A 24,220-nucleotide genomic window follows, 5' to 3' on the forward strand; every position below is an offset into this window, starting at 1 on the left:
TAACAGACAACCCCTTATTTAGTTGTTGTTTTTCAACAAATTTTAGTAGCTATACAAATCAATGGGGGTTTTAAATGGCTTATTAGGTAATTCTCGTACTAACTTTGGCACCAAGTAGCCAGCACATTTAGCGAGTAATTCCCAGTACAGCGCGACTGCTTGCTCATCTGAAATATAAAAATGGCTCGCTCCGGCAACTTTATCAAGCACATGCAAATAATAGGGTAAGACGCCCGCTTGCCATAATTTTTCGTTTAAGCTTGCCAACGTATTTGCATCATCATTAATCGACTTGAGTAGCACGGTTTGGTTAAGTAACGTAACACCTGCTTTTTTTGCCTTACCCAGAAATATTTGTGTTTCTTGGTCAATTTCATTGGGGTGATTGGCATGAATGACCATAACGATGTGACAGCGGCTGTTGGCAAATCGCGCAAGTAACGGCTCATCTAAGCGCTCAGGAATCATCACAGGTACACGGGTATGGATACGAATGGTCTGCACTTGGGGTAGTGCTTCAAGGGTGGTGAAAATCTCTAATAAACGACGGTTGCTCAGTGATAATGGGTCGCCGCCGCTTAAAATCACTTCATTGACCGCGGGGTGCGCTGTGATGTAGGCACTAATGGCTTGCCAATCGTTTTGGGTCGGTAGATTTTCGTGGTAGTCAAAGTGCTGGCGAAAACAATAGCGGCAATTGACCACGCAAGCCCCGGTGACAGGAATCAGCACCCGTGATGCATATTTATGGATGATGCCTTTGACGGGATTGGCGTGTTGTTCATCGAGTGGGTCGGTGACAAAGCCGGTGACTTGTACCGTTTCTTGAAACGTCGGCAACACTTGCTTAAGCAGAGGGTCATTAATATCGCCTTTCACCATTTTTTGCACAAAGCGACGTGGCACTTTTAGGGGAAATTGACCGACCTGACTGTCAAAGCTATCTATCGGCAAATCTAACGCTTGCCCTAATTCAGCAAAGCTCGTGATGGTGTCAGAAAACGCATTTTGCCAGTTTTTTTGTGTCGCTAAATAGTTTATCATATAGTGTTTATCCAATTGTCAATGCCGCTTGCTGATAACGCCTGTTGCGGATAGGGTTACAGCGTAGGTAGCGCATTTATGCAAATTGGCTATTATACAAAGATTTGATTTACCTCGGTTATTTTTTAGTCGCAACACCTTATTAGGAAATTTTATGGCAACTTACTCAACCAATGAATTTAAAGCTGGCTTAAAAGTCATGCACGAAGGCAACCCCTTTGCAATTTTAGAAAATGAATACGTTAAACCAGGTAAAGGTCAAGCATTCAACCGCGTCAAAATGCGTAACCTAAAAACGGGTAAAGTATTAGAAAACACCTTTAAATCTGGCGATAGCCTTGAAGGCGCTGACGTTGTCGATACTGAAATGAACTACCTATACAACGATGGCGAATTCTGGCACTTTATGCACCCAGAAAGCTTTGAGCAGCTACAAGCCGACAAAAACGCGATGGGCGATGCGGCAAAATGGTTAAAAGAAAATAGCAACGAAGAATGTACCATTACCCTATTCAATGGCGTACCTTTAAGCGTTGCTGCGCCAAATTTTGTTGAGTTAGTGATTACCGAAACTGACCCAGGTCTAAAAGGCGATACCTCAGGTGGCGGCGGCAAACCTGCAACCCTTGAAACAGGCGCGGTGGTTCGTGTGCCATTATTTGTCCAACAAGGCGAAAAAATCAAAGTCGATACCCGCACTGGCGAATATCTATCACGGGTACAATAATATATTTTATTACCAATAATTTTAAAAAATAAAAGCCCAACTAACTGTTGGGCTTTCGTTTTTTTAACATGTGATTGAAAAAATTTTTGTCACGCTGTCATATTGACGTAGCATTATGCGATAAATCATAAAAATCATTCGTCAAACACGCATGGAAAAAATGATTACCCAAATAGAACAACAAATGAAATAATTCACCAAGATAATCAAACTAGCGTTAGCTCAAACCGCTAAAATACCAAGACAAATTAAAAGGCAAGTTAACATACAAATACCAATATAGACAACTCAAGGATATATCATGCCAGAACTCACCCCGCCAGAAACCAGCCCTGTCATCACCCTTGAAGCGCCGCAACCCGTTGCCGTTGTGCCACAAGACGAAGCCGACCAACTGGTCAAACTTGACCTAACCAAAGTGCCTGAACTTGATGCCAAAGTGAACAATTTTGTGATGCATGTATTACAAACCCCTGTCAACACGTCAGTATTCGATGAGAAAGTCAACGCCATTCATCAGCTGGGTAGTACCGAAATTCGCGCTTCCGCGCAGATTGCAAATCGCATGCTCGATCGTCCTGCTAAAAGCATGGATAAAGCCTTATTTGACAACTCCCCGATTGCCAAATCCTTGACTGAGCTACGCAGCGTGGTCGAAGACCTAGATCCAGCCCGACAAGGTTCGCTGTCAAGTCCACGCAAATTTTTGGGCATCATCCCGATGGGCAAATCCGTGCAAGATTATTTTCGCAAATACCAATCTTCGCAAACCCATATCAATGCCATCATTGAAAGCCTGTATCACGGCAAAGATGAACTGATGAAAGACAATGCTAGCATTGAGCAAGAAAAGGTCAATATGTGGGCACTGATGCAGTCGCTCCGTCAATATATTTATGTCGGTCAAAAAATTGATGAACGTCTAGAGCAAAAAATCGGTGAGCTTGAAGCCACCGACCCTGAAAAAGCACGCGTGGTCAAAGAAGAACTGCTGTTTTATGTGCGCCAGAAAAACATGGATTTTTTGACCCAGCTGGCGGTGAACATCCAAGGGTATTTGGCGCTTGATATGATTCGCAAAAACAACTTAGAGCTTATCAAAGGCGTTGACCGTGCCACGACGACAACGATTGCTGCGCTACGTACTGCGGTGATGGTGTCACAAGCGCTGAGCAGTCAAAAACTGGTGCTTGACCAAATCAATGCGCTTAACTCAACGACCAGTAGCTTGATTGAATCAACGTCAGTCATGCTCAAACGCCAAACCGCGCAAGTTCATGAGCAAGCCAGCGGCAGCTCACTGGACTTGGAAAAACTGCAAAAATCCTTTAATCACATCTATGAGACCATGCATGCCATTGACGCCTTTAAAGTCAAAGCACTGGGCAATATGCAGCAAACGCTCAATGTACTGACCCAAGAAGTTGACCGCGCACAAACCTACCTTGACCGCACCAATCACCAAACGGTGAGTGAGGTTGCCAACGAGCTACAAATTGATGAGGAGAAACTGGGTAATGTCAAACTTTAATCCCCGTTTGATTTGACTATGAGCAACCTCACGGATGATTGCGGCTTTTACTGTTTATCACCATCTTTTATCAGTAATAATAAAAGGATAATTGATGACAACTAACAAGCAAAAACTATCAAAGTGTCAGCTGGTGAAGACTAATCTTGCAAAGCAAAGTTTTTGAAAAACAAAGTATTTTTAGCTTAAAAAAACACCGCCATGAGTGCGGTGTTTTTGCTGACACATAGCTTTAGTTACATGGCTTTAGTCAGACAATTTATTGGGTAATTTTGCAACCACTTGCGCGACCGTGTTATCCAGTTGACTGCTATCGCTCGGCATTACTGTGATATGAGCGATTTTTCGACCTTCGCGCTCTTCTTTATCATAATTGTGCACGTGCACGCCAGCGATGGCTAGGACTTCGTCCAGTTTTGGGTATTTGCCGATGACATTTAACATAACTGATGGTTTAACAATGGACGTATCGCCAAGTGGTAATCCAGCCACCGCGCGCATGTGATTTTCAAATTGACTGGTTACCGCGCCTTCAATACTCCAGTGCCCTGAGTTGTGCACGCGGGGTGCGATTTCATTGGCTAGCAATTTTTCAGCGCCGCCTTCAGAAGTCACAAATAATTCTAACGTCAACACGCCCACATAGTTTAAATGTTCGAGCAATTTTTTGATATTACTTTGGGCTTGTTCGGTCAATTGCTCGACGTTCGGTGCTGGTGCGGTTGATTTTGCCAAGATACCATTGCTATGCTCATTTTGCACGAGCGGATAATAGCGGATTTCACCGTTTTGGGCGCGCACTGCAATGATAGATACTTCGCGCTCAAAGTGAATAAAGCCTTCGGCAATGAGCGGCGCTGTTTTGGTTGCGTCACCAAGCTCTGCCCACGCGGTGTCGATTTGGTCAGCGGATTTGACCACAAACTGCCCTTTGCCATCATAGCCCCCGCGTGTGGTTTTGAGTACCAAGGGTAGCCCCAATTTGTCGGCGGCGGCCTGGATATCGGCTTTGTCATGCACTGCCATAAAAGGCACGGTGGCGATATCTAATTGATTAAACAATTTTTTTTCATTTAACCGATCTTGTGCCACCGATAGCGCAAATGATGATGGGTACAAGGTTTTGGTTGATTCCAAAAACTGGGCAGGTTTGAGCGGGGTGTTTTCAAACTCTAAGGTAAAAATATCACAGCTTTGGGCAAAATCTTCAAATTGCTCGCTACTAAACACTTTGCCCAGTAAGCGTGCCGGGCAATTGGCACTATCTTCCAAAAACACGCAGCGGATACCCAGTGGCAATGCCGCTTGCGCCAACATCATACCTAGCTGTCCGCCACCTAAAATTCCAATGGTTTTGACAGGATAATTGGAATGATTGATGGTATAAAAATTGGCGGTTTGCATAGGCATGGTAGCGGCTCTTTTTGATAAGTGAAACACAGAAGAAAAATTATGGCTAATTATAAAGGATTTGCTCACAAATAAAAAATCCAAGCATAAAAAAACCCATAAGTCTTTAGTCTTACGGGTTCAAAAAATCAATGAATAGGTTTTACGCGTTAACTGTAATGCACGGGTTCTTCGTCATACACATTGGCATGCCACTGCGAAAGCTGCTTTTGCATTAAGGTTTGAATGGCAGCATGAATCATACTTTGCCCAATCAGCTGGGTATCCTCTCCCAACAGTTCTTTCACTTTGTCAGAAAATTCAATACTTACCAAGTTTTCTGATTCGTCATTCGAGGTACGTAGTACCATTTTGCCGTCAGCTTGCTCGATAAACTCTAGCATCATCGCTTCTGCTTTGGCCTCTTTTGCCGCTTGCAGTAGGCTTTGGTAATCTGTTTTTGCATCTTTTTGCATCGTCGCTCCTCTATCTTTTATCCGCCCCAGTGACTATATTGGGTTACTACCTTAGTAACTATCTGATTAACTAGGGTAATCAACCTGTTAGTCACCCTGTCATATCGCTTTCATCAACGTTAGCATGGTTTAACGCTTTGCATCTTTTTAGAAGCTTGTTGACAGCTTATTAACAGGTTAACAGGGTTTGGCATATTGCATGATTATTAAAATGGCGACTTTAGCGGTAAAAATCAAGCATAATTTGTGATATTAACACAGCGACTACACTACTTAATGCTTAAGGGCTATTCTGTTGACTTCCTCCCCTCCCTAAAGTGAGGGGATTCCTTCTGCAAGACGGTGAAGCCCCACCGCAAACCTTAAATAGTGGCAACCGCCCGTACTACACACCGTACATTTAAGGTTCTTATTTTAAGCTAATCCTACCGTTAGGATTGTCAATAGACACGGATTAGCTCAAGTGTGTGTTTGGAATGTCTTACCAGTTAAGTTACTGCGTACTCGCAATTTAGTCTTAATTTAACTGTTGAGTGTAAGACATTGAATATAGTGATATGAGTATAGCAAATCTTATGGAGTTAAGCAATTGCCTTATATCCACCACCTGAAGTCGGTGGTTTTACGGCAAGGTCAGATAAATTATTGAGCGAACCATGCAGCTTGAACCATTGAACTTACAACAACTGCGGAAATACACTTTTTAAACCGCCCACAAAAATCTCTACTGCAACGGCTGCAAGTAGCATCCCCATGATACGATTGAGCACATTAAGCCCTGTGTCACCTAAGAAACGACTCACCTGCCCCGCTGCCATAAAGCTTAGATAAGTGATAATACTGATAATCAAACCTGCGGTGATAATCGCTAGCATATTAAAATAACTATGCCCGCTTGCGGCATAAATAATCACGGTAGAAATCCCACCAGGGCCAATCACCATCGGAATCGTCAACGGCACCACGGCAGATGCCGCCCCTTGAAACGCCACGCCATTTAAATCCCCGGATTTGCCGACATGCGGTTTGGCAACATTGCCAGCGCCATTCATCATGCCAATGGCAATAATCAATACCAAGATACCGCCTGCGATACGAAATGACCCAAGCGAAATACCCAACACCTTTAAAATAGGCTCGCCTGCCAGCGAAAATATCGCAATGGTCACAAACACGGTAATCGCTGAAATCAGTGCAACTTTGCGAGTTTGTTGTCGATTGGCGTCTTTGGTGATATCAATAAATAACGATAACGCGGCAAAGGGATTGACCAGTACCACCAGTGCCAAAAATATTTTTAAGACTTGAGATTCCATGAGTATTGACTAACTTGTTGGGTGAAGTTGGGTGAATATAACAAAACAGTTATGGTAGCATAAATTTAAGTCAGCCAGGTTACGGCATTAATCCGCTTAGCGCTACCAGTGCGCGTGCTAAGCCTGCACAATGAACACAAAATTAGTGGCTGTCTAACGTTTGGGTGATTTTATCAAGATTTAAACTATCGGACATGGCATTAAAAATCTCATAGTATTTGCCTTGCTTGCGATACAGTTCATCATGCGTGCCTGTCTCCACCACGCGCCCTTGCTCGATGACCACAAAATCATAAAATAATTTTATGATAATTAGTATTATTTATGAATATTTATTATGATTTGAAGCTTTTAGGGGCAAATACCTTTATACTGAGCGGACTTATTTTTACCTTTCACTTTCTATCTTAGTTAATAGTCTCTTAAAAGGATTTCAGCGTATGCCATTATCATATAAAGCCCCCCTGCGTGATATTCGCTTTTTAACCAATGAAGTATTTAATTACCCAGAACACTATAAAACCTTAAAATGTGGTGAAAATGCCGATCCTGAAACCGTGGATATGATGCTTGAGAGTTTTGCGGATTATTGTAGCAATGTGTTGATGCCACTGTACCAATCAGGCGACGATGAAGGTTGCCATTTTGACAAAGGTGTTGTCACCACGCCAAAAGGCTTTAAAGAAGCTTATGATATGTTCGTTGAAGCTGGGTATCAAGCCATACCGTTTCCTGAAGAATTCGGTGGCTTAAATATGCCAATGTCTGTCAACCTCATCAAAAGTGAAATGATGGGCACGGCAAACTGGGCATTTGCCATGTATCCAGGGCTGTCGGTGGGCTGTATGAATACCATCATGCAATACGGCACCCCTGAGCAAAAAGCCACTTATATGCCAGCCTTGGTAGAAGGTCGTTGGTCGGGCACCATGTGTTTGACTGAGCCACAATGTGGTACCGACTTGGGTCAAGTTAAAACTAAAGCCATTCCACAAGAGGATGGTACTTATAAGATTAGTGGTACCAAAATCTTTATTTCAGCCGGTGAACATGACCTAACAGAAAATATCGTGCATATCGTATTAGCACGCCTACCCGATGCGCCTGAAGGTACTAAGGGTATTTCGTTATTTATCGTGCCAAAATTCTTGGTCACAGAAAACGGTGACATTGGTGAGCGTAATCCAGTTAACTGTGGCTCAATTGAGCACAAAATGGGTATCAAAGCATCAGCCACGGCGGTACTCAACTTTGATAATGCGACAGGCTATTTAATCGGTGAGCCGAATAAAGGCTTAAAAGCCATGTTTACCTTTATGAACACTGCCCGCCTAGGCACAGGTGTGGAAGGTTTAGCGCATATGGAATTGGCTTTCCAAAACTCATTGCCCTATGCCAAAGAACGCCGCTCAATGCGTACCCTATCAGGTACCAAAGAGCCAAACCAAGTGGCTGATGCGATTATCCATCATGCCGATGTTGCGCGTATGTTACTCACCCAAAAAGCCTTCTCAGAAGGCGCGCGCTCAATGATTTATCACGCATCACGCTATGCTGACAAAATGTTTGAAGCAGCGATGCTCGGTGACGATGCTGAGTTCCACAAATGGGATGATAAATTGGGCTTTTATACCCCAATACTCAAAGGCTTCTTAACTGAACTAAGCATTGAATGCGCCAAACATGGTATGCAAATCTACGGCGGTCATGGCTATATCAAAGAATGGGGCATGGAACAAATCGCCCGTGATGCACGTATCTCAACCCTTTATGAAGGCACCACAGGCGTACAAGCGCTTGACCTACTAGGTCGTAAAGTGTTAATCCAATCAAAAGGCAAAGTGCTGCTGGATTACACCGCCAATATCATGAAATGGTGTAGTGAATACGCACTAGATAAAGGGATGCGTAAATTTGTTTGGGAATTGACCAAATACTGTGCAGAGTGGAATACCCTTACCACACGTATTATGCTCACGGCTCGTAAAGACCGTGAAATCGTCTCAGCAGCATCCGATGATTACTTAATGTACTCAGGCTATGTCATCATGGGCTATCACTGGGCACGCATGGCGGCGGTAGCGTATGACAAACTCAAAAATGGCGGCAGCGAAACCAAAGAATTCTATGAAGCCAAAATCAAAACCGCTGAGTTTTATTTTGAAAAACTATTGCCACGCGCTTCAGGTCACTCAGAGAGCATGTTGGCACCAAGCGAGTTAATGGCGATGGATTTAGATAGCTTTAATTTCCTAGACTAATGGGTTAAACTTGTTGCGCCATTTTGCAAAAAGGCTGCTCAACCTTAACGGGGGCAGCTTTTTTATTGCTCAAAATTTTAACACATACAAAAGAATTGATTATGGAATTTACTGCTTTTTCGCGCCAAGTCATTGACCAATTAGAATCGGATATCACAGCCTACCTCCAAGCCTGTAAGTTACCCTCGCCGCTGCATGAAGCAAGCCTATACGCGATGACCAATGGCGGCAAACGGGTACGTCCTTTACTGATTGCAGCAACTTTTGCCACAGTAAAAACCGAAAGCAGTCTTACCCACCCATCCCATCAATTATCTAATGACGTGCGCCGTGCCATGATGGCGGTAGAGTGTCTACACGGCTATTCGCTGGTGCATGATGACTTGCCTTGTATGGATGATGATGCGCTGCGCCGAGGGCGCCCTACCACCCATATCGCCTATGGTGAAGCCGCTGCGATGCTTGCCGGTGACGTGCTACAGACCTTAGCATTTGAAGCCCTAACCCATACGTATTTTGGTGAAAACAGTGAGTTTGCTACCCCGCTTTCTGCCACGTTTGCGCCACGGGCACGGCGGATGGTGATGGGGCAAATGCTGGATTTAAATGGCGAACACCAACAGCTTAGCCAAACTGAGCTTGAGGCCATCCACCGTGACAAAACAGGCGCGCTCATTGAAGCGTCAGTATTGATGGGTGCCATCTGTGCCAACGCGACTGACAGCGAACGCCAAGCACTCAATAGCTTTGCCGAGCAGATTGGCTTGGCTTTCCAAGTACAAGATGATATTTTGGATGTGACTGCTGACACCAAACAGCTTGGCAAACCTGCGGGTAGTGATGAAAAATTGGATAAATCCACTTATGTCAAATTACTGGGCGTGGAAGCTGCTAAAGACTATGCCCAAAGCTTGTTTGATACGGCAAAAAATACCATCGTTGCTGAATTTGGCATGGAAAACTATCTCGTTGATTTGGCGGATTGGTTATGGGAAAGAGAGAAATGAATCTCAATAAATGCGATTTATAATTGTATTAGGAATATATATGAAGATATTTGGCTATACAGAAGAAGAGCAAGATATTCATTTTGGAATAAAACCAAACTATAAACATAGACTGTCGAATTTGCTAAAACGCCAATTACAGGAAATGCTTGATTCAGGACGAGATGTAGATGCAGTTACTAAAGAAATAAATTATTTAGAAGGTTTAATAAATGAGACTAAAACCAAAAAAGAAGCTCAGTTTAACAAAGGTAAACTAAGGGGGTTTTGGCATAAGCACTATTTCTTAGGAACCATTAAACAAATTGCAGTTAATACATCTAATCATATTCAAGCATCAGACAACTTTCAAAAAATCAATGAAGAGACTCTGATATCATCTAATTCACTTAATGATTATGCTAATAATCTTCCTAAAAATATTTTGAAGAGCACATTGAAAGTTAAAAAAGAAAATAGCTCTCTTACTGGTGATTGGATAATTTATATACCTTATGATAATTTGAATTATTATCTTATGTTAAGCGAACATTCTTTGCGTGGGGAGAATACAGACCATTTATATGACAAATTAATAACAGAATGTCAGGAACAATTTCCATTCATTTTTTCCTAGATAAACGTCAAAAATATTTATTTTTTCCTAAACCCAGCAAACAAGCCTTCGTGGTTAATTTTTGGCATTTTCATGGTCACGGTGTTTGACAGCAAATCATGCAGCGCCAAGCCTTGCTTATTGACCCATGCAAACCAATAATTAAACAACAGCCCAATAAACATACTAAAATACAGCGCGCCCACCGACTGGTGGATAAGATAGCCTATCATCCCGCAGACCACCGGCAATAAACAGGCGGCTAATATCCGCATCATCGATTGCCGCCAACTTAGCAATGAGCCATCACGGTTCATGGTTTTAAGCCGCCAAGTCTGCATGCCAAGCGTCTGCCCTGCCTTACGCCAAAACACCCCATAAAACCCGACTAAGATAATCACAAACGCAGGGATTTGCACAACATTACGATACCATAGCGGTAATGTCGCCGCTTGCTTCATATCCGTCCCTGCCAAACCTAGCAGTTTAGTCCCCAATACAATAAGCAGCATTTGCACAAAAAATAGCATCGCCAAAATCAACATACCATCATACAGCATAGCAATCAGCCGAGTAGCCGCTTTTGCCATCACGGGTTGTTGTTCTGGCAATGGCGCTGATTGCATGGATTGCGGCTGGCTGTTGGTCTCAGCTGTTTTCAATATTGGGGTCTTGGTCTTAGGCATAGGTATAGCGGGCGAATGATAGGAGTAATTAAACGAAATTGTAGCCTAAATACAACCAAAAGGCTATGACTCAAACGCCAACTACAGACCCATCATTGCATGGCTCAGATAAACATAACTGGGATAAACACAATTGGGATGAAAATGCCTTAGGCAATAGTGAGGCAGGGGTGAAAAAAACGGAACGGCAAAATAACCCGCCGAGTAATATGATGTATAAAAAAATAAGACATAAAAAAATCGCCTAAACTCAAAGAGTGGCGATTAATTTTAACAAAATAATTAGTGGTGCGCTTGGAGGGAGTCGAACCCCCGACCCTCAAGTTCGTAGCCTGATGCTCTATCCAACTGAGCTACAAGCGCTTAACTAATGTCTTCGTTTGAAGTGGGCGCTATTATAAGTTAGAGTATTTATTTTGTCAAACTTTATTTTAAATAATTTTAAAACTAATTTTGGTTCAATAAATGGCGGTGACGGAGGGATTCGAACCCTCGATACAGTTTCCCGTATGCAGCCTTAGCAGGGCTGTGGTTTCAGCCACTCACCCACGTCACCGAATTGCTCTTACTTATCTATAACACCGTACAATAATTTTAGTCAATGTCGCCATTAACCTCAAGCATTGTGGGTGGGCATTATAACAAACCAATCCAAATTTGCAAGACTTTTTAAAAAAATTATGTGAGAATAATTGCAGCACCTTGGCAGTGGTACTGTGCCTAGCTATAACGCCTACCTATACAACCCAATCGTTATGTGATAATCTGTTTGAAAATAATGATTAAAAAAACCATTTAACCAATCCTTTATGAGGATTGATAGCCAGCCTGTGAAAATCTTATGTCAACCCCTGCTACCCTTGCCCCTATTTTATTACCTAGCATGACACTGCGCCCCACTGTATTGTGTTTTTCGGGGTTAGATCCATCAGGTGGCGCAGGCTTGCAAGCGGATATTGAGTCGATTGGGCAAGCAGGGAGTCATGCAGCGATTGCTTGTACCGCAGTGACCGTTCAAAGTTCACAGCAAGTTTTTGGGTTTGAGGCATGCGCAAGTGAGCTGGTAAGAGCGCAAGCACTGGCGGTGCTTAATGATTTGCCTGTCAAAGCCATCAAGTCAGGGATGCTTGGCACCACTGACAATATTGCAATGCTCGCGCAGCTTTTCACCGATGGCAGTATTGCAACAGGTACGCCGTATGTGCTTGACCCCGTACTGGTGGCCAACAGTGGCGGTGCTTTAGGTGACAAAGACACTTTGGTGGCTGCCTTTGCCCAGTTGACCCCTTTTGCGACCCTAATGACTCCCAACAGCATTGAACTGCGTGATTTGACAGGCATCGACAATCTACATGCCGCCGCCAAAGATTTGTGTCAACAAGGTGCCAAAGCAGTGCTAGTCAAGACGTCTCACGATAGCCAAGCCGCTGGTATCGAGCAATATTTATACGTTAATGATAACCAAACCTGCCGACTGGCATACCAAGCGATTTTGCCAAGACTGGCGGGTGAATATCATGGCTCAGGCTGCAGTCTGGCAAGTTATATCGCAGGTCGCTTGGCACTGGGTGATAAGCTTGTGACAGCGGTACAATGCGCAGATATTTGGATACAACACGTGCTCAAAGTCGCTGACATTGTCCACCCTCATGGTCAAAGAATTCCCAAGCGCTTTCATTACACCTCAATGCTAGGTTAGGCAAGCTATTATGGGCTTATTATTGGAGTGGTCGATTGTCAAGACGTTGCTATGGCAGCTAGGTGTTATTGCCCATTTTCTTATCATGCTTTGGCTAGTTGTGCGGGTTATTCAACAGCAGCGCCGCCAAAGCGTAGCAATTGCTTGGATTGCGGTATTATTTGCCCTGCCTGTTGTTGGCATCATCGGTTATATGCTATTTGGTGAAATCAATATTGGACACCAGTACCGTAAGCGCAGTTTGATGGCGCAAAAATTACTGCGTGACTTTGCCAATGCTCATCAGATTGATTTTAATCAAATTTCCGAAAACTTAGACACCGAAGCACGGCAACTGAGCAATATCGCCCTACTAAAAACTGGGCTTGGCGTGTACGACAATCATACGCTGACGCTGATAACAGACGCTGACCATATTTTTGCCAGTTTATTAGCCGATATCCGTGCGGCAAACACGATGATTTTGCTAGAGTTTTATATTGTGTCGCCACAAGGCCGGGTGATTGAGTTATTAGAAGCTTTGATGGCGGCTACCCAGCGCGGCGTATCCGTGCATTTGCTCGCTGATAGCGTTGGCAGTCATGCGTTTTTTCGCAGTCAGTGGGTAAAAAAACTCAAAGCCGCTGATGTCTTTGTGCATGAGTCGTTGCCCGTAGGCTTGTTCAAAACCATTGTCAAACGTATTGATATCCGCAACCATCGTAAGCTGGCTATTTTTGACAGTTGCTATGGCTATACGGGAAGTTTTAATTTAATCGACCCAGATTTTTTCAAACGAGACGCGCATGTGGGCAAATGGATTGATGCCATGATACGGGTGGAAAGTCATGATACCGTCAATTCGGTGAAAGCCATGGCACTTGTCACGACCACGGATATCAGCGCAGAAACCAACGCCAATTTTTCAAACCTTGAAAAAATCGTTAATCGCTTTACCAAGTCGTTCTATACCCAGTCGCTGTATATTGACACCTCAAAGCTGCATCATCGCAAATTACAACACGAGGCTAACGCTCGCGGGGCAGGTCAAAACGCTAACACGCGTGTCCCTAACCCGCCCCTGCTTAACATTTTGCCGCTGCAAAGCAGCCTACAAGCTTACCCATCGGTGAGTCAAGTCAGCTTGCAGCTGATTCCATCGGCGCCAGAATTAACGGAGCATGTCATCTACGAAACCTTGGTGTGTGCAATTTTTGCCGCCAAAAAACAAGTGGTTATTACCACGCCTTATTTTGTGCCAGATGATGCGCTGCTGCTTGCTATGACTACCGCTGCCAAGCGTGGGGTCAAGGTGATTTTAAATGTACCCAAAAAAGTAGATTCACTGTTGGTACAGTTTGCTTCACAGGCTTATTTTGAGCCGCTGTTGTCAGCAGGGGTGCAGATTTATTTGTTTAATCCAGGCTTGCTACATGCCAAGATTTTGTGCGTGGATGACGATTATTGCTTGTTTGGTACCGTCAATATGGATATGCGCAGTTTTTATCTGAATATGGAGGTGAGTATGGCGATTTATAATCGTACCATGACCCAGCAAATACTCACTTGCCAGCATAAATATCTGCGACAAAGTGAGCCATTACAGCGCGATGGATGGCAGCAGCGTAGCTTTGGGGCAAAATTCTTGGACAACGCTATTCGCCTGTTTAGCCCACTGCTTTAAAGCTTACTCATTTAATCGTCGTTTGCCAAAGACTATAGGGTTACAAAGACTAGAGGGTTAATAAATAAAAGCCTACGGTTTGTACCAAGGTTTCTAGCAAAATAATCAAGAAAAAACCCAGCATAGGTGCCAAATCAAGCATACCTGTGGCAGGTAATACTTTGCGAAATGGCTGAATAATTGGCTCACTAAGCAAGGTGAGGAGTCCAAAAATCGCTGGCATTTTTTGGGTAAAAAGCATCACCCAGCCCCCGATAAACGAGCCAATAATGATGTACTGACACATTCTTAAAAAATCAATCAGCAAGGTCACCGCCGCCACAAAAAACATCATGACAGGTGAAAAATGCCGCGATAGATAATCGATCATGGCTAAGTTCACCTCTGGCATATAAAACAGCCCAATATTTTGACTATCAATGCGCATCATGCCAAGCACGCCCCAAATAAAAATCATCCGCAGCAAAAACAGCAACACCAAACTTGCGGTATTGATTCTGCCATCACCAAGGGTTGGGAAAATACGTCCAAAAACATCGACAATGCGTGTCATACGATAAATGGGTTTAGCAAACGCATCCTTTGCGGTAATGCCAGCAAACTGCAGCATAAATCGAAAGAAAACCAGTATCATCGCCGCCGCGACGACGATATCAAACAAACCTGCCAAAAGATTAGTCATGCCCTGTGTTTATCCTTATTTGCTGCTTACACACTTGTTAACGATAAGACGTTAAGATAGTTAATTAAAATTTGCTGTTGTAGCCAATGTTGTAGCCCATGTTTTAGCCAAGTCGAGTTATTTGCCAAACGCTTGGCTGATCTCACGCGAGCGCTGCTCACACGCTAGCATGGCATCGGCAATAATTTGATGCATTTGTTTGGCATCCATCACTTCAATTGCCGCTTGGGTAGTCCCATTGGGCGAGGTCACTTTGCGACGCAGCTCAGCTGGCGTATCATCACTGGTCAATGCCATTTGCGCTGAGCCGAGTGCCGTTTGCATTGCCAAAGCCGTTGCTTGGGTTTGGGTCAGCCCCAATTTTTCACCCGTGGCAATCATGTTCTCTAACATATAAAAGAAATACGCAGGCGCTGACCCTGAGATAGCGGTCACGGCGTGCAGTAGGTCTTCGTCATCTACCCATAACACCAGTCCTGCCGCGGACATCACTTGCTGCGCAAGTTGCTGCTGCGCCTCGCTGACCGCTGCTGTCGCGTACAAGCCTGTGGCACCCATTTGAATCATCGCAGGGGTATTTGGCATCGCCCGCACTAGCTTGACTTGCGGCCCCAACCACTCGGCTAAACTCTCGGTACCAATCCCTGCGGCAATTGAAATAACCACTTGCTCGCCCCAGCTATCTTTGACTGGCAGTAACACATCTTTAATGACCTGCGGTTTGACGGCGAGCACGACCACATCGGCTTTTTCGATGGCGCGTTTGGTATCGTCGATATTGCTCGCATTGTAGGTATTTAACCCTTGGGCTTGAAAATCCGCTAACTTCTTAGCATCGGTTTCTACCACATGCAGTAGGCTAGTTGGCTGACCTTTTGCTAATAGCCCTGCGATAAGCGCCGATGCCATATTACCGCCACCAATAAAGGCGATATTAAGAGAAGTTGTGGTTGCCATAGATGTCCTTTGTAATCATTTTTTGTGGGGTCACGAAAGCAGTTAAAGGGTTCGCCCTCGCTATTATTCGCAAATAAGTCTACCATACCTACGGCAAATTTTGATGACAAATTTACAGCGTAAATTGGTATATATGGCGCAAATTCAAGGGATTATTAGTGGTTTGATAGTCTTAGTCCATGACAGTCTCAGTCCATGCTAGTGTTAAATCAATGAGATTGACTATCAAGACTGTCTGTCCAAACCAAGTGCCACGGACAAGGCGCTTGGGTAGCCAAATTCAGCTCACTGGCATCTGCCAGCCAAACACTGATATTTGGCAATAATAAAGCAAGCCGTTTTGGTGTTTGAGATGCCGTGAGCGCCTTTTCGTTGTTGTCCTCCAGAATGACCACTTTAGCAAATTGTCGCTCCCAGCTAGGAATGTCAAATCGTTGGCACAGTTTTTTAAACGATTGGTGAAACGATTGTGACAATAATTGAAAAGACTCATTTGGCAATACGGCTCTGCTAGCAAGCGCCAATTCTAGAGACAGCCCCACAGATAATGCCACATCGGCAGCCAAATTGGCTAATACCCTGTTATCTGACTTGCCATGAATCGCCTTCACATAATCGGCATCAAGGCGGTATAACGTATCGCGGTATTTTCTAATTTCAATCCCCTGCCACTGCAAAATGGCTTGCTGGTCTGTTTGCGCTGATTGTAGTAACCGCTCAATTTGTACAATCAATTGCCGAGTTGGGGCAAATTTTTGTGAGCCTTTGACCCAATGATGCAATAGGTTAAAGCGTCTGGCTTGGCTCAGTGATTTTAGATTAAGGATATGCAAACATTGCTGATGACTTGTCCAGCCATTTGACCACTGGCATAGCGCCAAATCTTGTTGATATTGCTCTTCGACTATACGCTGCGCTTCGGTTAGGTTTTGCTGAGTGCGGGTGATATTTTGCACTAGCTTATGGAAGCGCTCATCAAGGAGTGGCAAAATCTGATTACGTAAAAAAGCGCGCTGATTAGCTACGCCAAAATTGGTAGGATCATCGACATAAGGGATATGTTGCGCTGCTACAAAGTCGCTAATCTCATCACGCGTTATCCCGAGCAACGGACGCCATAACCAAATGGGTGTGCCAAATTCGTGCTGCACCCCAAACGCCGTCATGCCTGTCAGCCCCGTCAATCCTGTCCCTTGGCATAGGTTCATCAACAAGGTCTCCACCTGATCGTTGGCGTGATGCGCCAAGGCAACAATGGCATTTTCGCCTGCAATCTGTATGATGGCATGATAGCGGGCGGTTCTAGCTTGTTGTTCATTGACTTCCTGTGTACTGCCTTGTTGTTCATTGACTTGTTGTTCATGGTTAATTGTGCTATCGGCGGCATAAATTTGCTGCGATTGCCAATCGATACAAACGCTGTCATAGTCAATGTGGTGCTTGTGGCAATAGCCTTCTACCAGTTGTTGCCAGTCATCACTGATTTTTTGCAATTTATGATTGATATGAATGACATGAATCGGTAGTTGTAGCTGCTGACAGGCGAACAGTAATGCCATCGAGTCTCGCCCGCCACTGCACGCAATAAAAATTTTAGTGGTAGCCTTGGGGTGCGGGTTGATATGGGTTTGATAACTTTGCTGAGTCGCTTCAATAACAGGTGACATGGGGACAGGTGGCATAAGGACAGATGACATAGGGATAGACGACATAGTGCTCAAGCTCATGCGGCAAGAGAAAAACCAGGAAATAAAACAAGTGGGATAAAACAAATTGGATAAAATAATGGGCGCCTCAATAAACGCCCATGAATCATTAAAAATTAAAATAGGTTAAATCACTGACTATCAAGCAGAGGCTTTTGGTAATGACACCGTAGAATTAAAGCTCATCAGTTTTTCATAGCGTTGTTGCAGACGCGTTTGCTCATCAAGCTTTATAAGCACCGCTAACTGTTGCTCAAGTGTGGCTTTAAGGTTGGTCATAGCCACATCGCTGTTAATATGCGCGCCCTCGCCTTCTGCGATGACTTCATCAATCAAGCCAAGGGATTTTAAATTTACCGCACTGAGTTTCAATGCCTCACTGGCTTGGGGCGCTTTTTCAGCCGTTTTCCATAGAATCGACGCACAACCTTCAGGCGAAATCACGGAATAAATGCTGTTTTCTAGCATATTGATACGATCAGCGACGCCGATCGCCAATGCACCGCCTGAACCCCCTTCACCGATTACCGTGGCAATCACAGGCACATTCAAGGATGAAAATACCGCAATACTTTGGGCAATCGCTTGCGCTTGACCACGCTCTTCTGCACCTACGCCAGGATATGCGCCTTGGGTATCAATAAAGGTCAACACCGGCAATTTAAACCGTTCTGCCATTTGCACCAGTCTAACTACTTTGCGGTAGCCTTCTGGGTTCGCCATACCAAAATTGTATTCAATACGCTCACGGGTGCTGCGACCGCGATGCTGACCAATCAGCATGACAGGCTGGTCGTTAAACATCGCCATCCCGCCCAAAATCGCTTTGTCATCGGCATACGCGCGATCCCCTTGGAGCACATCAAATTCCGTAAACAGCTGGTTGGCATAATCCAAAAATAATGGTCGTTTTGCATGACGTGCAAGCTGTACTTTTTCCCAAACACTCATTGTCGTTATTCCCTTGTTTTACTGCGACTGTTGTCATCTCAAAAGAGTATGACAGACCTAAACGCTTAACTTTATTTAAAATTTAAAAATTTGCTTAGCTGTTTGTTTAACTATTTACTTAGCCATTTGCTTACGCAATAGCTGGCTCATAAGTAGTAACGGATAAGCTCATGCCCCACTTTTGCCAAATATCAATTTCATCTTGCAAATCTGACAGCACAAGACTTGCGTTATCATCCGCTAAATTTACCGAAACTTCCCAAGTATGGTTATCTTTAGCCGCTAGCTGAATCGGTAGCGTATCATGTTTGCTACGGCTGTGATGCACCAGTACCGCTAGGCGTAAAATCAAAGTTAAATACACCAGATTATCACCGCCGACCATTTTGACTTCATCCAAACTATCAGGTTTTAATTTACGGCGATGGTGCATTACTAGCTGTGACAAGCGTGTTTTATCCACTTGTGAAAACCCGTCAATATCCGAATTTTCTACCAAATAGGCACTGTGCCTGTGATAGCTACTATGGCTGATGGCAAGACCAATTTCATATAAATAGGCACCACGGCGAAGTAAATCCGCGTCTTCTTCATCAAGCCCCAAGCGATTTCTCACTTGGTCAAACAGCTGCTGCGCGGTACGTACCACACGTTTTGCTTGTTTTCTATCAACCGAATAACGCGTCATCAAGGCTTGTACACTGCGATCGCGTACATCTTCACTGGCAAAACGCCCGAGCATGTCGTACATGACACCTTCACGCAGCGCACCATCTGAATAAGAGATGGTATCAATGCCCAAAACATTCATCGCTGCGAGCAGCACGGCGACACCAGCCGGCAACACTACTTTACGGGTGTCTTTAATGTCGGCAAAATCAATATTGTCGATATGTTTTGCTTTAATCAGTAATTTTTGGATTTCTTTGACACCGCTGTAGGTCACACGAGCATTTTCATCGGCAAGTCCAAATTGCAGCAAAATTTGATTGACCGCTTTAATCGTGCCACTTGAGCCCGTGACACTGTCCCAGCCCGTTTTTTGGTACAAGCGGCTAATGCCAAGCACTTCTTTTCTCGCCGCAGCAATCGCTTTTTCAAACGCTTTTTCGGTGATAGCGCCGTCTGTAAAATAGGATTTGGTAAAGGCAACACAGCCCATTTGTAAGCTTTCGGTCAGAATCGGGTCAAAGCCTTTGCCAATAATAAACTCCGTCGAACCACCCCCAATATCAATCACCAAGCGTTTGTCGGTACTGGCATTGGTATGAGAAACACCCAAATAAATTAGACGCGCTTCTTCTCGCCCAGCAATGACTTCTAAGGGTTTGGGTAAAATTAAATTGGCTTGTCGAATAAATTCATCGGCATTCTTGGCTTGGCGCAGGGCATTGGTCGCCACAATCCGCAACCGCTGTGGTGAGACAGCGTCTAGTCGTCCAACAAAACGGGTCAAACAATCCAGCCCACGTTTTTGTGCCTCAAGCGACAAATAGTTGTTTTCATCAAGTCCAGCGGCAAGCTGCACTTTTTCTGACATTGATGCTAATTTGCGTACTTCCCCATGGTCTAACCGCGCGATGGCAAGATGAAAGCTATTTGAGCCAATATCAATGGCGGCCATAAGTTCGTTGTTAGCAAGTAAGTCAGGCATATTTCACTTAGTGTCGGTTAAAGTCAATAATTCGATTAAACACCATTTTACGCATTTTCACCCTTGAGTAAAAGCCATTTTATTGCAACTGCCATTTTTGCCTCCTCCCATGCCTGTCCATCGGTGAAAAAAATTGACTGTAATATTTTCTAAAAAATTCTATCGTTACAATCATTTAGATACAATTAATTAGATGCCATTAATGTTTCTTATCATAACTATCAAAACAATTAACCATAGCCATACCCTGTTTTGGGGTTGTGTTATGCTAATATGACCCTATCATGATAATCACTATAAAGTAATTTGCCGTTGGGTGTCTGTTTAATAGATTTCATTATCCTATCATTGTTTCTATCACTGTTTGATTGTATCCAATATTAAGATTTTTTTATTAGGCAAAAACAAGCACTGGGCAAAAACAAGGGTTTGGGTCATTACTTAACCGTAATCCAAAACCTAACAGTTAACAACATCAACACGTAGGAGTTACTATGTCTTCAGTTATTCATGCCGATGAAGGTACTTTTGAAAAAGCAGTACTACAATCAGATACCCCAGTATTGGTCGATTTTTGGGCAACTTGGTGTGGTCCATGTAAAGCCATCGCACCTGTATTAGACGAGCTTTCCTCAGAATATGAGGGTAAAGCGCGAATCGTTAAAATCGACGTTGACCAAAATCCAAACCTAGCCGCGCAATATGGTATCCGTAGTATCCCTACCTTATTTGTGTTTAAAAACGGTGAAAAAGTGGATGCCACTATGGGTATGCAACCAAAAGCCCAATTAGCTGCCCTTATCAACAAACACCTATAATCGCTAGGGGAAGAATCACTAGGGCGTGTCCCTATTTGGATAATGAGGCTAAAAATAGACTAAATCGCCAGCAAAACAAGGCAAATTGTGCAGATAATATTGGAATATTGTCAAACAATTTAACGCAGTTTTGCCAGATTTAGGCATATTTAGGCCATTAAAAATACTTTGTTCCGAATTAGGGACACGCCCTAGCATAGGTTAAATTGAATTGTTACAATTGTTACATTGGTAACTGTCTGTTTTTTGATAGTTACCAATGAGATTCGCCGCGATTTTGATACTTGTGAGTAAAAAAATCGCGGTTTTTTATGTCGATACATTGACAAATGAATATGTCAAGTCGTATAGTGTGTTTCACAAAATAACTATCTTATCGATATGCTTAACGTCACGTTAGCAGGCATTTACTATTATTTGGTTTAGTTGGTATTGTCTGTTTGCAACGCTTAGTTAATCATTTCAAACGTTTCTAGTTTTTTCTCTTTACATTCTCTTCACCCCTACTGTCTTAAAACGATGCAGCGCCTTTACTCGACTCACGTTTTGAGGTGGTTCAAAATTAGTTATTGATGATTTACCTATGAATTTGACTGAACTCAAAAAAAAATCGATTGCTGAATTGTTGTTGATTAGCGAGCAAATGGGTCTAGAAAACATGGCCCGTAGTCGCAAACAAGATATCATTTTTGCCATTTTAAAAACCCATGCCCGAAACGGTGAAGCTATCTATGGGGATGGCGTGCTTGAGATTTTGCCCGATGGCTTTGGTTTTTTACGATCGTCGGAAGGCTCTTATCTAGCAGGTCCCGATGATATCTATGTGAGTCCGAGCCAAATTCGTCGTTTCAATCTCAAGACGGGTGACTCCATCGCTGGTACGATTCGCCCACCCAAGGATTCTGAGCGTTATTTTGCCCTATTAAAAGTCAACGAAATCAACTTTGACACCCCAGATCGCTCTCGCCACAAACTGATTTTTGAAAACTTAACCCCACTTTTCCCCACCCAGCAGCTTCGCCTAGAACTCGGCAACGGTACCACAGAAGACTTAACGGGTCGTATCATTGACTTGATTGCCCCGATTGGTAAAGGTCAACGCTCGATTATCGTCGCGCCACCAAAAGCGGGTAAAACCGTATTGCTACAATCCATCGCGCAATCCATCACCAAAAACAACCCAGAATGTTATCTCATCGTGCTGCTCATTGACGAGCGTCCTGAAGAAGTGACCGAAATGCAGCGCACGGTGCGTGGTGAAGTGGTCGCATCGACCTTTGATGAGCCGCCAGCCCGTCACGTACAAGTTGCCGAAATGGTGATTGAAAAAGCCAAACGCTTGGTTGAGCACAAACAAGACGTGGTGATTTTACTTGACTCCATTACGCGTCTAGCCCGCGCCTATAATACGGTTTTGCCTTCATCTGGCAAAGTACTAACGGGTGGTGTTGATGCCAATGCTTTAGAACGCCCAAAACGCTTTTTTGGTGCCGCGCGTAATGTCGAAGAAGGCGGTAGCTTGACCATTATTTCAACCGCTTTGATTGACACAGGCAGTACCATGGATAAGGTAATTTATGAGGAGTTTAAGGGGACAGGTAACCAAGAAATTACCCTTGAGCGAGACATTGCCGAAAAACGGGTATTCCCTGCCATCAATATCAAAAAATCGGGCACTCGCCGTGAAGAGCGTTTGATGGATGAAGCAATGCTACGCAAAGTATGGATTCTGCGCAAACTGCTACACCCCATGGATGAATTACAAGCCACTGAGTTTTTGCTAGAAAAACTTAAAGACTCAAAAACCAATGATGAATTCTTTGAGCAAATGACGCGTAAAGATAAATCTTAATCATGTTACCGCTTAATCGTATTAATTAGCTGACTTATAAAAATAAAAAAGCTCAACCTGGTGTTGAGCTTTTTGTTGGCGTCTTTTTTATTGGCATCCTTTGCGCTTAAATCACACCGCTACTTAAATTGCACCACTAAAAGTATCGCATTGGTTAATATCACCCGATTTTAGACCGCGTGAAAACCATGTCATACGTTGTTGACTGGTACCATGGGTGAAACTATCAGGCACCGCTGCTCGGCCACTGGCTTGGGCTAAACGGTCATCACCGATTTGCTGCGCCGCATTAATCGCTTCTTCAATATCGCCTTGCTCCAAGAATTGAACACGCTGTTGGTTACGGTTTGCCCAAACACCCGCAAAACAGTCTGCTTGTAGTTCTTGACGCACTGATAAATTGTTGGCTTGTGCTTGCGTGGCACGGCGACTGGCTTCATCTACTTTTTGGCTAATACCTAACTGATTTTGTACATGGTGACCCACCTCGTGAGCAATCACATAAGCCTGTGCAAAGTCACCTGCTTTACCTTGGTTTTGTGCATCACCTGAGCCATTTTGGTCACCTGTAATACCCAATTTTTGGCGCATTTCTTGGAAAAAACTGGTATCAAGATAGATGCGTTGGTCAGCAGGACAGTAAAAAGGCCCTGTCGCTGAAGACGCATTACCACAACCCGAACGTACCATACCATTAAATAACACTAATTTAGGCTGTTGGTATTGCATATTGTTTTCACTAAAAATCTGACCCCACACTTCTTCCGTGTCTTTTAACACCACTGAGACAAATTTTTGGTCGCGGTCAGCCGTTTGCTGGTCAAGGGTTTGTTGACCGCTACTATTGCCACCTGTGATTGCAGAACCTGTTTGCATCGCAGTCATAGGATTCATACCAAACACCAGCCATAAAATCAAACCAATGATAATAGTACCAATACCGCCACCCACGGCTTTACCGCCGCTGACTAATACATTCGAGCTACCATCACGATCTTCCCACTTCATACCAATACCTCCTTAAATACTATCTTGCTTTTATAATATGCTTATTTTGGCATTGTAGCATTTTGCCTAAAAATTACTGTGTGAAATCGTAGTTTTATACAGATTTTTGACAATAAACCCTAACAATATACCACTAATGTAACTTATTATTACCTATCTATAATCTGCCAAACCTGATTAAAATTAACCATTTATTGC

At 43.7% G+C, this 24,220-nt stretch carries 22 protein-coding genes and 2 tRNA genes; 10 read left to right on the forward strand and 14 right to left on the reverse strand.

The window, feature by feature from the left end; all coding sequences use genetic code 11:
• Nucleotides 1–42 precede the first annotated feature (42 nt).
• Nucleotides 43–1,044, reverse strand: coding sequence for an EF-P beta-lysylation protein EpmB (epmB, locus tag AXE82_RS05050; RefSeq protein WP_062332133.1), 1,002 nt, complete (start codon nucleotides 1,042–1,044; stop codon nucleotides 43–45).
• A gap of 154 nt (nucleotides 1,045–1,198) precedes the next feature.
• Between epmB and efp the strand changes: the two genes are divergently transcribed.
• Entirely contained in the window at nucleotides 1,199–1,771 is a 573-nt protein-coding gene (gene efp, locus AXE82_RS05055; RefSeq protein ID WP_007117135.1) for an elongation factor P, read from the forward strand.
• A 301-nt stretch (nucleotides 1,772–2,072) separates the two neighbouring features.
• Nucleotides 2,073–3,302 (forward strand): toxic anion resistance protein, encoded by a 1,230-nt coding sequence (locus AXE82_RS05060; RefSeq protein WP_062332136.1) that lies wholly within the window; start codon nucleotides 2,073–2,075, stop codon nucleotides 3,300–3,302.
• Between the two features lie 246 nt (nucleotides 3,303–3,548).
• Here AXE82_RS05060 and AXE82_RS05065 read toward each other — a convergent pair whose 3' ends face one another.
• The 4 genes from AXE82_RS05065 to AXE82_RS12095 all read right to left on the reverse strand — a co-directional run bounded on the left by AXE82_RS05065 (nucleotide 3,549) and on the right by AXE82_RS12095 (nucleotide 6,769).
• Nucleotides 3,549–4,706, reverse strand: a complete 1,158-nt coding sequence (locus AXE82_RS05065; RefSeq protein ID WP_060994548.1) for a 5-(carboxyamino)imidazole ribonucleotide synthase — start codon at nucleotides 4,704–4,706, stop codon at nucleotides 3,549–3,551.
• 155 nt (nucleotides 4,707–4,861) lie between these two features.
• Entirely contained in the window at nucleotides 4,862–5,167 is a 306-nt protein-coding gene (locus AXE82_RS05070) for a hypothetical protein (RefSeq protein ID WP_007117138.1), read from the reverse strand.
• Nucleotides 5,168–5,844: 677 nt separating this feature from the next.
• The gene (locus AXE82_RS05075; protein ID WP_007117140.1) at nucleotides 5,845–6,483 is read right to left on the reverse strand and encodes a MarC family protein; all 639 of its coding nucleotides are present in this window, start codon (nucleotides 6,481–6,483) and stop codon (nucleotides 5,845–5,847) included.
• Between the two features lie 142 nt (nucleotides 6,484–6,625).
• Nucleotides 6,626–6,769: a hypothetical protein gene (locus tag AXE82_RS12095; RefSeq protein ID WP_156627504.1), complete on the reverse strand. Its 144-nt coding sequence runs from the start codon at nucleotides 6,767–6,769 to the stop codon at nucleotides 6,626–6,628.
• Nucleotides 6,770–6,923: 154 nt separating this feature from the next.
• On the opposite strand from AXE82_RS12095, the gene AXE82_RS05080 reads away from it, so the two are divergent.
• The 3 genes from AXE82_RS05080 (at nucleotide 6,924) to AXE82_RS05090 (ending at nucleotide 10,367) form a co-directional block, all read left to right on the forward strand.
• Nucleotides 6,924–8,744 carry an acyl-CoA dehydrogenase C-terminal domain-containing protein gene (locus tag AXE82_RS05080; RefSeq protein ID WP_062332139.1) on the forward strand — a complete coding sequence of 607 codons (1,821 nt, stop codon included), beginning with the start codon at nucleotides 6,924–6,926 and terminating at the stop codon, nucleotides 8,742–8,744.
• A gap of 101 nt (nucleotides 8,745–8,845) precedes the next feature.
• The gene (locus AXE82_RS05085) at nucleotides 8,846–9,751 is read left to right on the forward strand and encodes a polyprenyl synthetase family protein (RefSeq protein ID WP_062334790.1); all 906 of its coding nucleotides are present in this window, start codon (nucleotides 8,846–8,848) and stop codon (nucleotides 9,749–9,751) included.
• Between the two features lie 40 nt (nucleotides 9,752–9,791).
• Nucleotides 9,792–10,367, forward strand: coding sequence for a hypothetical protein (locus tag AXE82_RS05090; protein ID WP_062332142.1), 576 nt, complete (start codon nucleotides 9,792–9,794; stop codon nucleotides 10,365–10,367).
• 17 nt (nucleotides 10,368–10,384) lie between these two features.
• On the opposite strand, the gene AXE82_RS05095 is transcribed toward AXE82_RS05090, so the two are convergent.
• Complete coding sequence (locus AXE82_RS05095; RefSeq protein WP_320159290.1) at nucleotides 10,385–11,008, reverse strand: RDD family protein; 624 nt, start codon at nucleotides 11,006–11,008, stop codon at nucleotides 10,385–10,387.
• 89 nt (nucleotides 11,009–11,097) lie between these two features.
• Between AXE82_RS05095 and AXE82_RS05100 the strand changes: the two genes are divergently transcribed.
• A complete protein-coding gene (locus AXE82_RS05100) occupies nucleotides 11,098–11,280 on the forward strand; it encodes a hypothetical protein (RefSeq protein WP_062332149.1) in 183 nt (60 codons plus the stop codon).
• Nucleotides 11,281–11,318: 38 nt separating this feature from the next.
• Here the strand turns inward: AXE82_RS05100 and AXE82_RS05105 are convergent.
• Nucleotides 11,319–11,395, reverse strand: a tRNA-Arg gene (locus tag AXE82_RS05105).
• Nucleotides 11,396–11,498: 103 nt separating this feature from the next.
• Nucleotides 11,499–11,588: transfer RNA gene (locus AXE82_RS05110), tRNA-Ser, on the reverse strand.
• 333 nt (nucleotides 11,589–11,921) lie between these two features.
• Between AXE82_RS05110 and AXE82_RS05115 the strand changes: the two genes are divergently transcribed.
• Together AXE82_RS05115 and AXE82_RS05120 are read left to right on the forward strand one after the other, a co-directional pair.
• The gene (locus AXE82_RS05115; protein WP_062334792.1) at nucleotides 11,922–12,731 is read left to right on the forward strand and encodes a hydroxymethylpyrimidine/phosphomethylpyrimidine kinase; all 810 of its coding nucleotides are present in this window, start codon (nucleotides 11,922–11,924) and stop codon (nucleotides 12,729–12,731) included.
• 10 nt (nucleotides 12,732–12,741) lie between these two features.
• On the forward strand, nucleotides 12,742–14,394 hold the full coding sequence (locus AXE82_RS05120; protein ID WP_062332152.1) for a phospholipase D-like domain-containing protein: 1,653 nt from the start codon (nucleotides 12,742–12,744) through the stop codon (nucleotides 14,392–14,394).
• A gap of 49 nt (nucleotides 14,395–14,443) precedes the next feature.
• On the opposite strand, the gene AXE82_RS05125 is transcribed toward AXE82_RS05120, so the two are convergent.
• The 5 genes from AXE82_RS05125 to AXE82_RS05145 form a co-directional block, all read right to left on the reverse strand.
• Entirely contained in the window at nucleotides 14,444–15,076 is a 633-nt protein-coding gene (locus AXE82_RS05125) for a YggT family protein (protein WP_062332155.1), read from the reverse strand.
• A 117-nt stretch (nucleotides 15,077–15,193) separates the two neighbouring features.
• Complete coding sequence (gene proC / locus AXE82_RS05130; RefSeq protein ID WP_062332158.1) at nucleotides 15,194–16,033, reverse strand: pyrroline-5-carboxylate reductase; 840 nt, start codon at nucleotides 16,031–16,033, stop codon at nucleotides 15,194–15,196.
• Between the two features lie 209 nt (nucleotides 16,034–16,242).
• The gene (gene tilS, locus AXE82_RS05135) at nucleotides 16,243–17,730 is read right to left on the reverse strand and encodes a tRNA lysidine(34) synthetase TilS (RefSeq protein ID WP_227713378.1); all 1,488 of its coding nucleotides are present in this window, start codon (nucleotides 17,728–17,730) and stop codon (nucleotides 16,243–16,245) included.
• A 150-nt stretch (nucleotides 17,731–17,880) separates the two neighbouring features.
• A complete protein-coding gene (locus AXE82_RS05140; RefSeq protein ID WP_062332163.1) occupies nucleotides 17,881–18,690 on the reverse strand; it encodes an acetyl-CoA carboxylase carboxyltransferase subunit alpha in 810 nt (269 codons plus the stop codon).
• A gap of 130 nt (nucleotides 18,691–18,820) precedes the next feature.
• Nucleotides 18,821–20,344, reverse strand: a complete 1,524-nt coding sequence (locus AXE82_RS05145) for a Ppx/GppA phosphatase family protein (RefSeq protein ID WP_062332167.1) — start codon at nucleotides 20,342–20,344, stop codon at nucleotides 18,821–18,823.
• Nucleotides 20,345–20,838: 494 nt separating this feature from the next.
• Here AXE82_RS05145 and trxA point away from each other — a divergent pair, with 494 nt between their 5' ends.
• Both trxA and rho read left to right on the forward strand, forming a co-directional pair.
• Nucleotides 20,839–21,162 carry a thioredoxin gene (gene trxA / locus AXE82_RS05150; protein WP_062332170.1) on the forward strand — a complete coding sequence of 108 codons (324 nt, stop codon included), beginning with the start codon at nucleotides 20,839–20,841 and terminating at the stop codon, nucleotides 21,160–21,162.
• Between the two features lie 583 nt (nucleotides 21,163–21,745).
• On the forward strand, nucleotides 21,746–23,014 hold the full coding sequence (rho, locus tag AXE82_RS05155; RefSeq protein ID WP_007117155.1) for a transcription termination factor Rho: 1,269 nt from the start codon (nucleotides 21,746–21,748) through the stop codon (nucleotides 23,012–23,014).
• A 123-nt stretch (nucleotides 23,015–23,137) separates the two neighbouring features.
• Here the strand turns inward: rho and ypfJ are convergent, their stop codons facing one another.
• Nucleotides 23,138–24,022 carry a KPN_02809 family neutral zinc metallopeptidase gene (gene ypfJ, locus AXE82_RS05160; RefSeq protein WP_062332173.1) on the reverse strand — a complete coding sequence of 295 codons (885 nt, stop codon included), beginning with the start codon at nucleotides 24,020–24,022 and terminating at the stop codon, nucleotides 23,138–23,140.
• Between the last annotated feature and the right edge of the window lie 198 nt (nucleotides 24,023–24,220).

Source organism: Moraxella osloensis (assembly GCF_001553955.1).
Taxonomy (GTDB): Bacteria; Pseudomonadota; Gammaproteobacteria; order Pseudomonadales; family Moraxellaceae; genus Faucicola; species Faucicola osloensis.

Bases quoted from the DNA above. Each gene is read 5' to 3' on its own strand.
- rho (WP_007117155.1), top strand. From the start codon at position 21,746: ATGAATTTGACTGAACTCAAAAAAAAATCGATTGCTGAATTGTTGTTG.
- AXE82_RS05085 (WP_062334790.1), top strand. From the start codon at position 8,846: ATGGAATTTACTGCTTTTTCGCGCCAAGTCATTGACCAATTAGAATCG.
- AXE82_RS05070 (WP_007117138.1), bottom strand. From the start codon at position 5,167: ATGCAAAAAGATGCAAAAACAGATTACCAAAGCCTACTGCAAGCGGCA.
- AXE82_RS05090 (WP_062332142.1), top strand. From the start codon at position 9,792: ATGAAGATATTTGGCTATACAGAAGAAGAGCAAGATATTCATTTTGGA.
- tilS (WP_227713378.1), bottom strand. From the start codon at position 17,730: ATGTCATCTGTCCTTATGCCACCTGTCCCCATGTCACCTGTTATTGAA.
- AXE82_RS05100 (WP_062332149.1), top strand. From the start codon at position 11,098: ATGACTCAAACGCCAACTACAGACCCATCATTGCATGGCTCAGATAAA.
- efp (WP_007117135.1), top strand. From the start codon at position 1,199: ATGGCAACTTACTCAACCAATGAATTTAAAGCTGGCTTAAAAGTCATG.
- AXE82_RS05125 (WP_062332155.1), bottom strand. From the start codon at position 15,076: ATGACTAATCTTTTGGCAGGTTTGTTTGATATCGTCGTCGCGGCGGCG.
- proC (WP_062332158.1), bottom strand. From the start codon at position 16,033: ATGGCAACCACAACTTCTCTTAATATCGCCTTTATTGGTGGCGGTAAT.
- ypfJ (WP_062332173.1), bottom strand. From the start codon at position 24,022: ATGAAGTGGGAAGATCGTGATGGTAGCTCGAATGTATTAGTCAGCGGC.
- AXE82_RS05140 (WP_062332163.1), bottom strand. From the start codon at position 18,690: ATGAGTGTTTGGGAAAAAGTACAGCTTGCACGTCATGCAAAACGACCA.
- AXE82_RS05075 (WP_007117140.1), bottom strand. From the start codon at position 6,483: ATGGAATCTCAAGTCTTAAAAATATTTTTGGCACTGGTGGTACTGGTC.
- AXE82_RS05060 (WP_062332136.1), top strand. From the start codon at position 2,073: ATGCCAGAACTCACCCCGCCAGAAACCAGCCCTGTCATCACCCTTGAA.
- AXE82_RS05065 (WP_060994548.1), bottom strand. From the start codon at position 4,706: ATGCAAACCGCCAATTTTTATACCATCAATCATTCCAATTATCCTGTC.
- AXE82_RS05145 (WP_062332167.1), bottom strand. From the start codon at position 20,344: ATGCCTGACTTACTTGCTAACAACGAACTTATGGCCGCCATTGATATT.
- trxA (WP_062332170.1), top strand. From the start codon at position 20,839: ATGTCTTCAGTTATTCATGCCGATGAAGGTACTTTTGAAAAAGCAGTA.
- AXE82_RS05080 (WP_062332139.1), top strand. From the start codon at position 6,924: ATGCCATTATCATATAAAGCCCCCCTGCGTGATATTCGCTTTTTAACC.
- epmB (WP_062332133.1), bottom strand. From the start codon at position 1,044: ATGATAAACTATTTAGCGACACAAAAAAACTGGCAAAATGCGTTTTCT.
- AXE82_RS05120 (WP_062332152.1), top strand. From the start codon at position 12,742: ATGGGCTTATTATTGGAGTGGTCGATTGTCAAGACGTTGCTATGGCAG.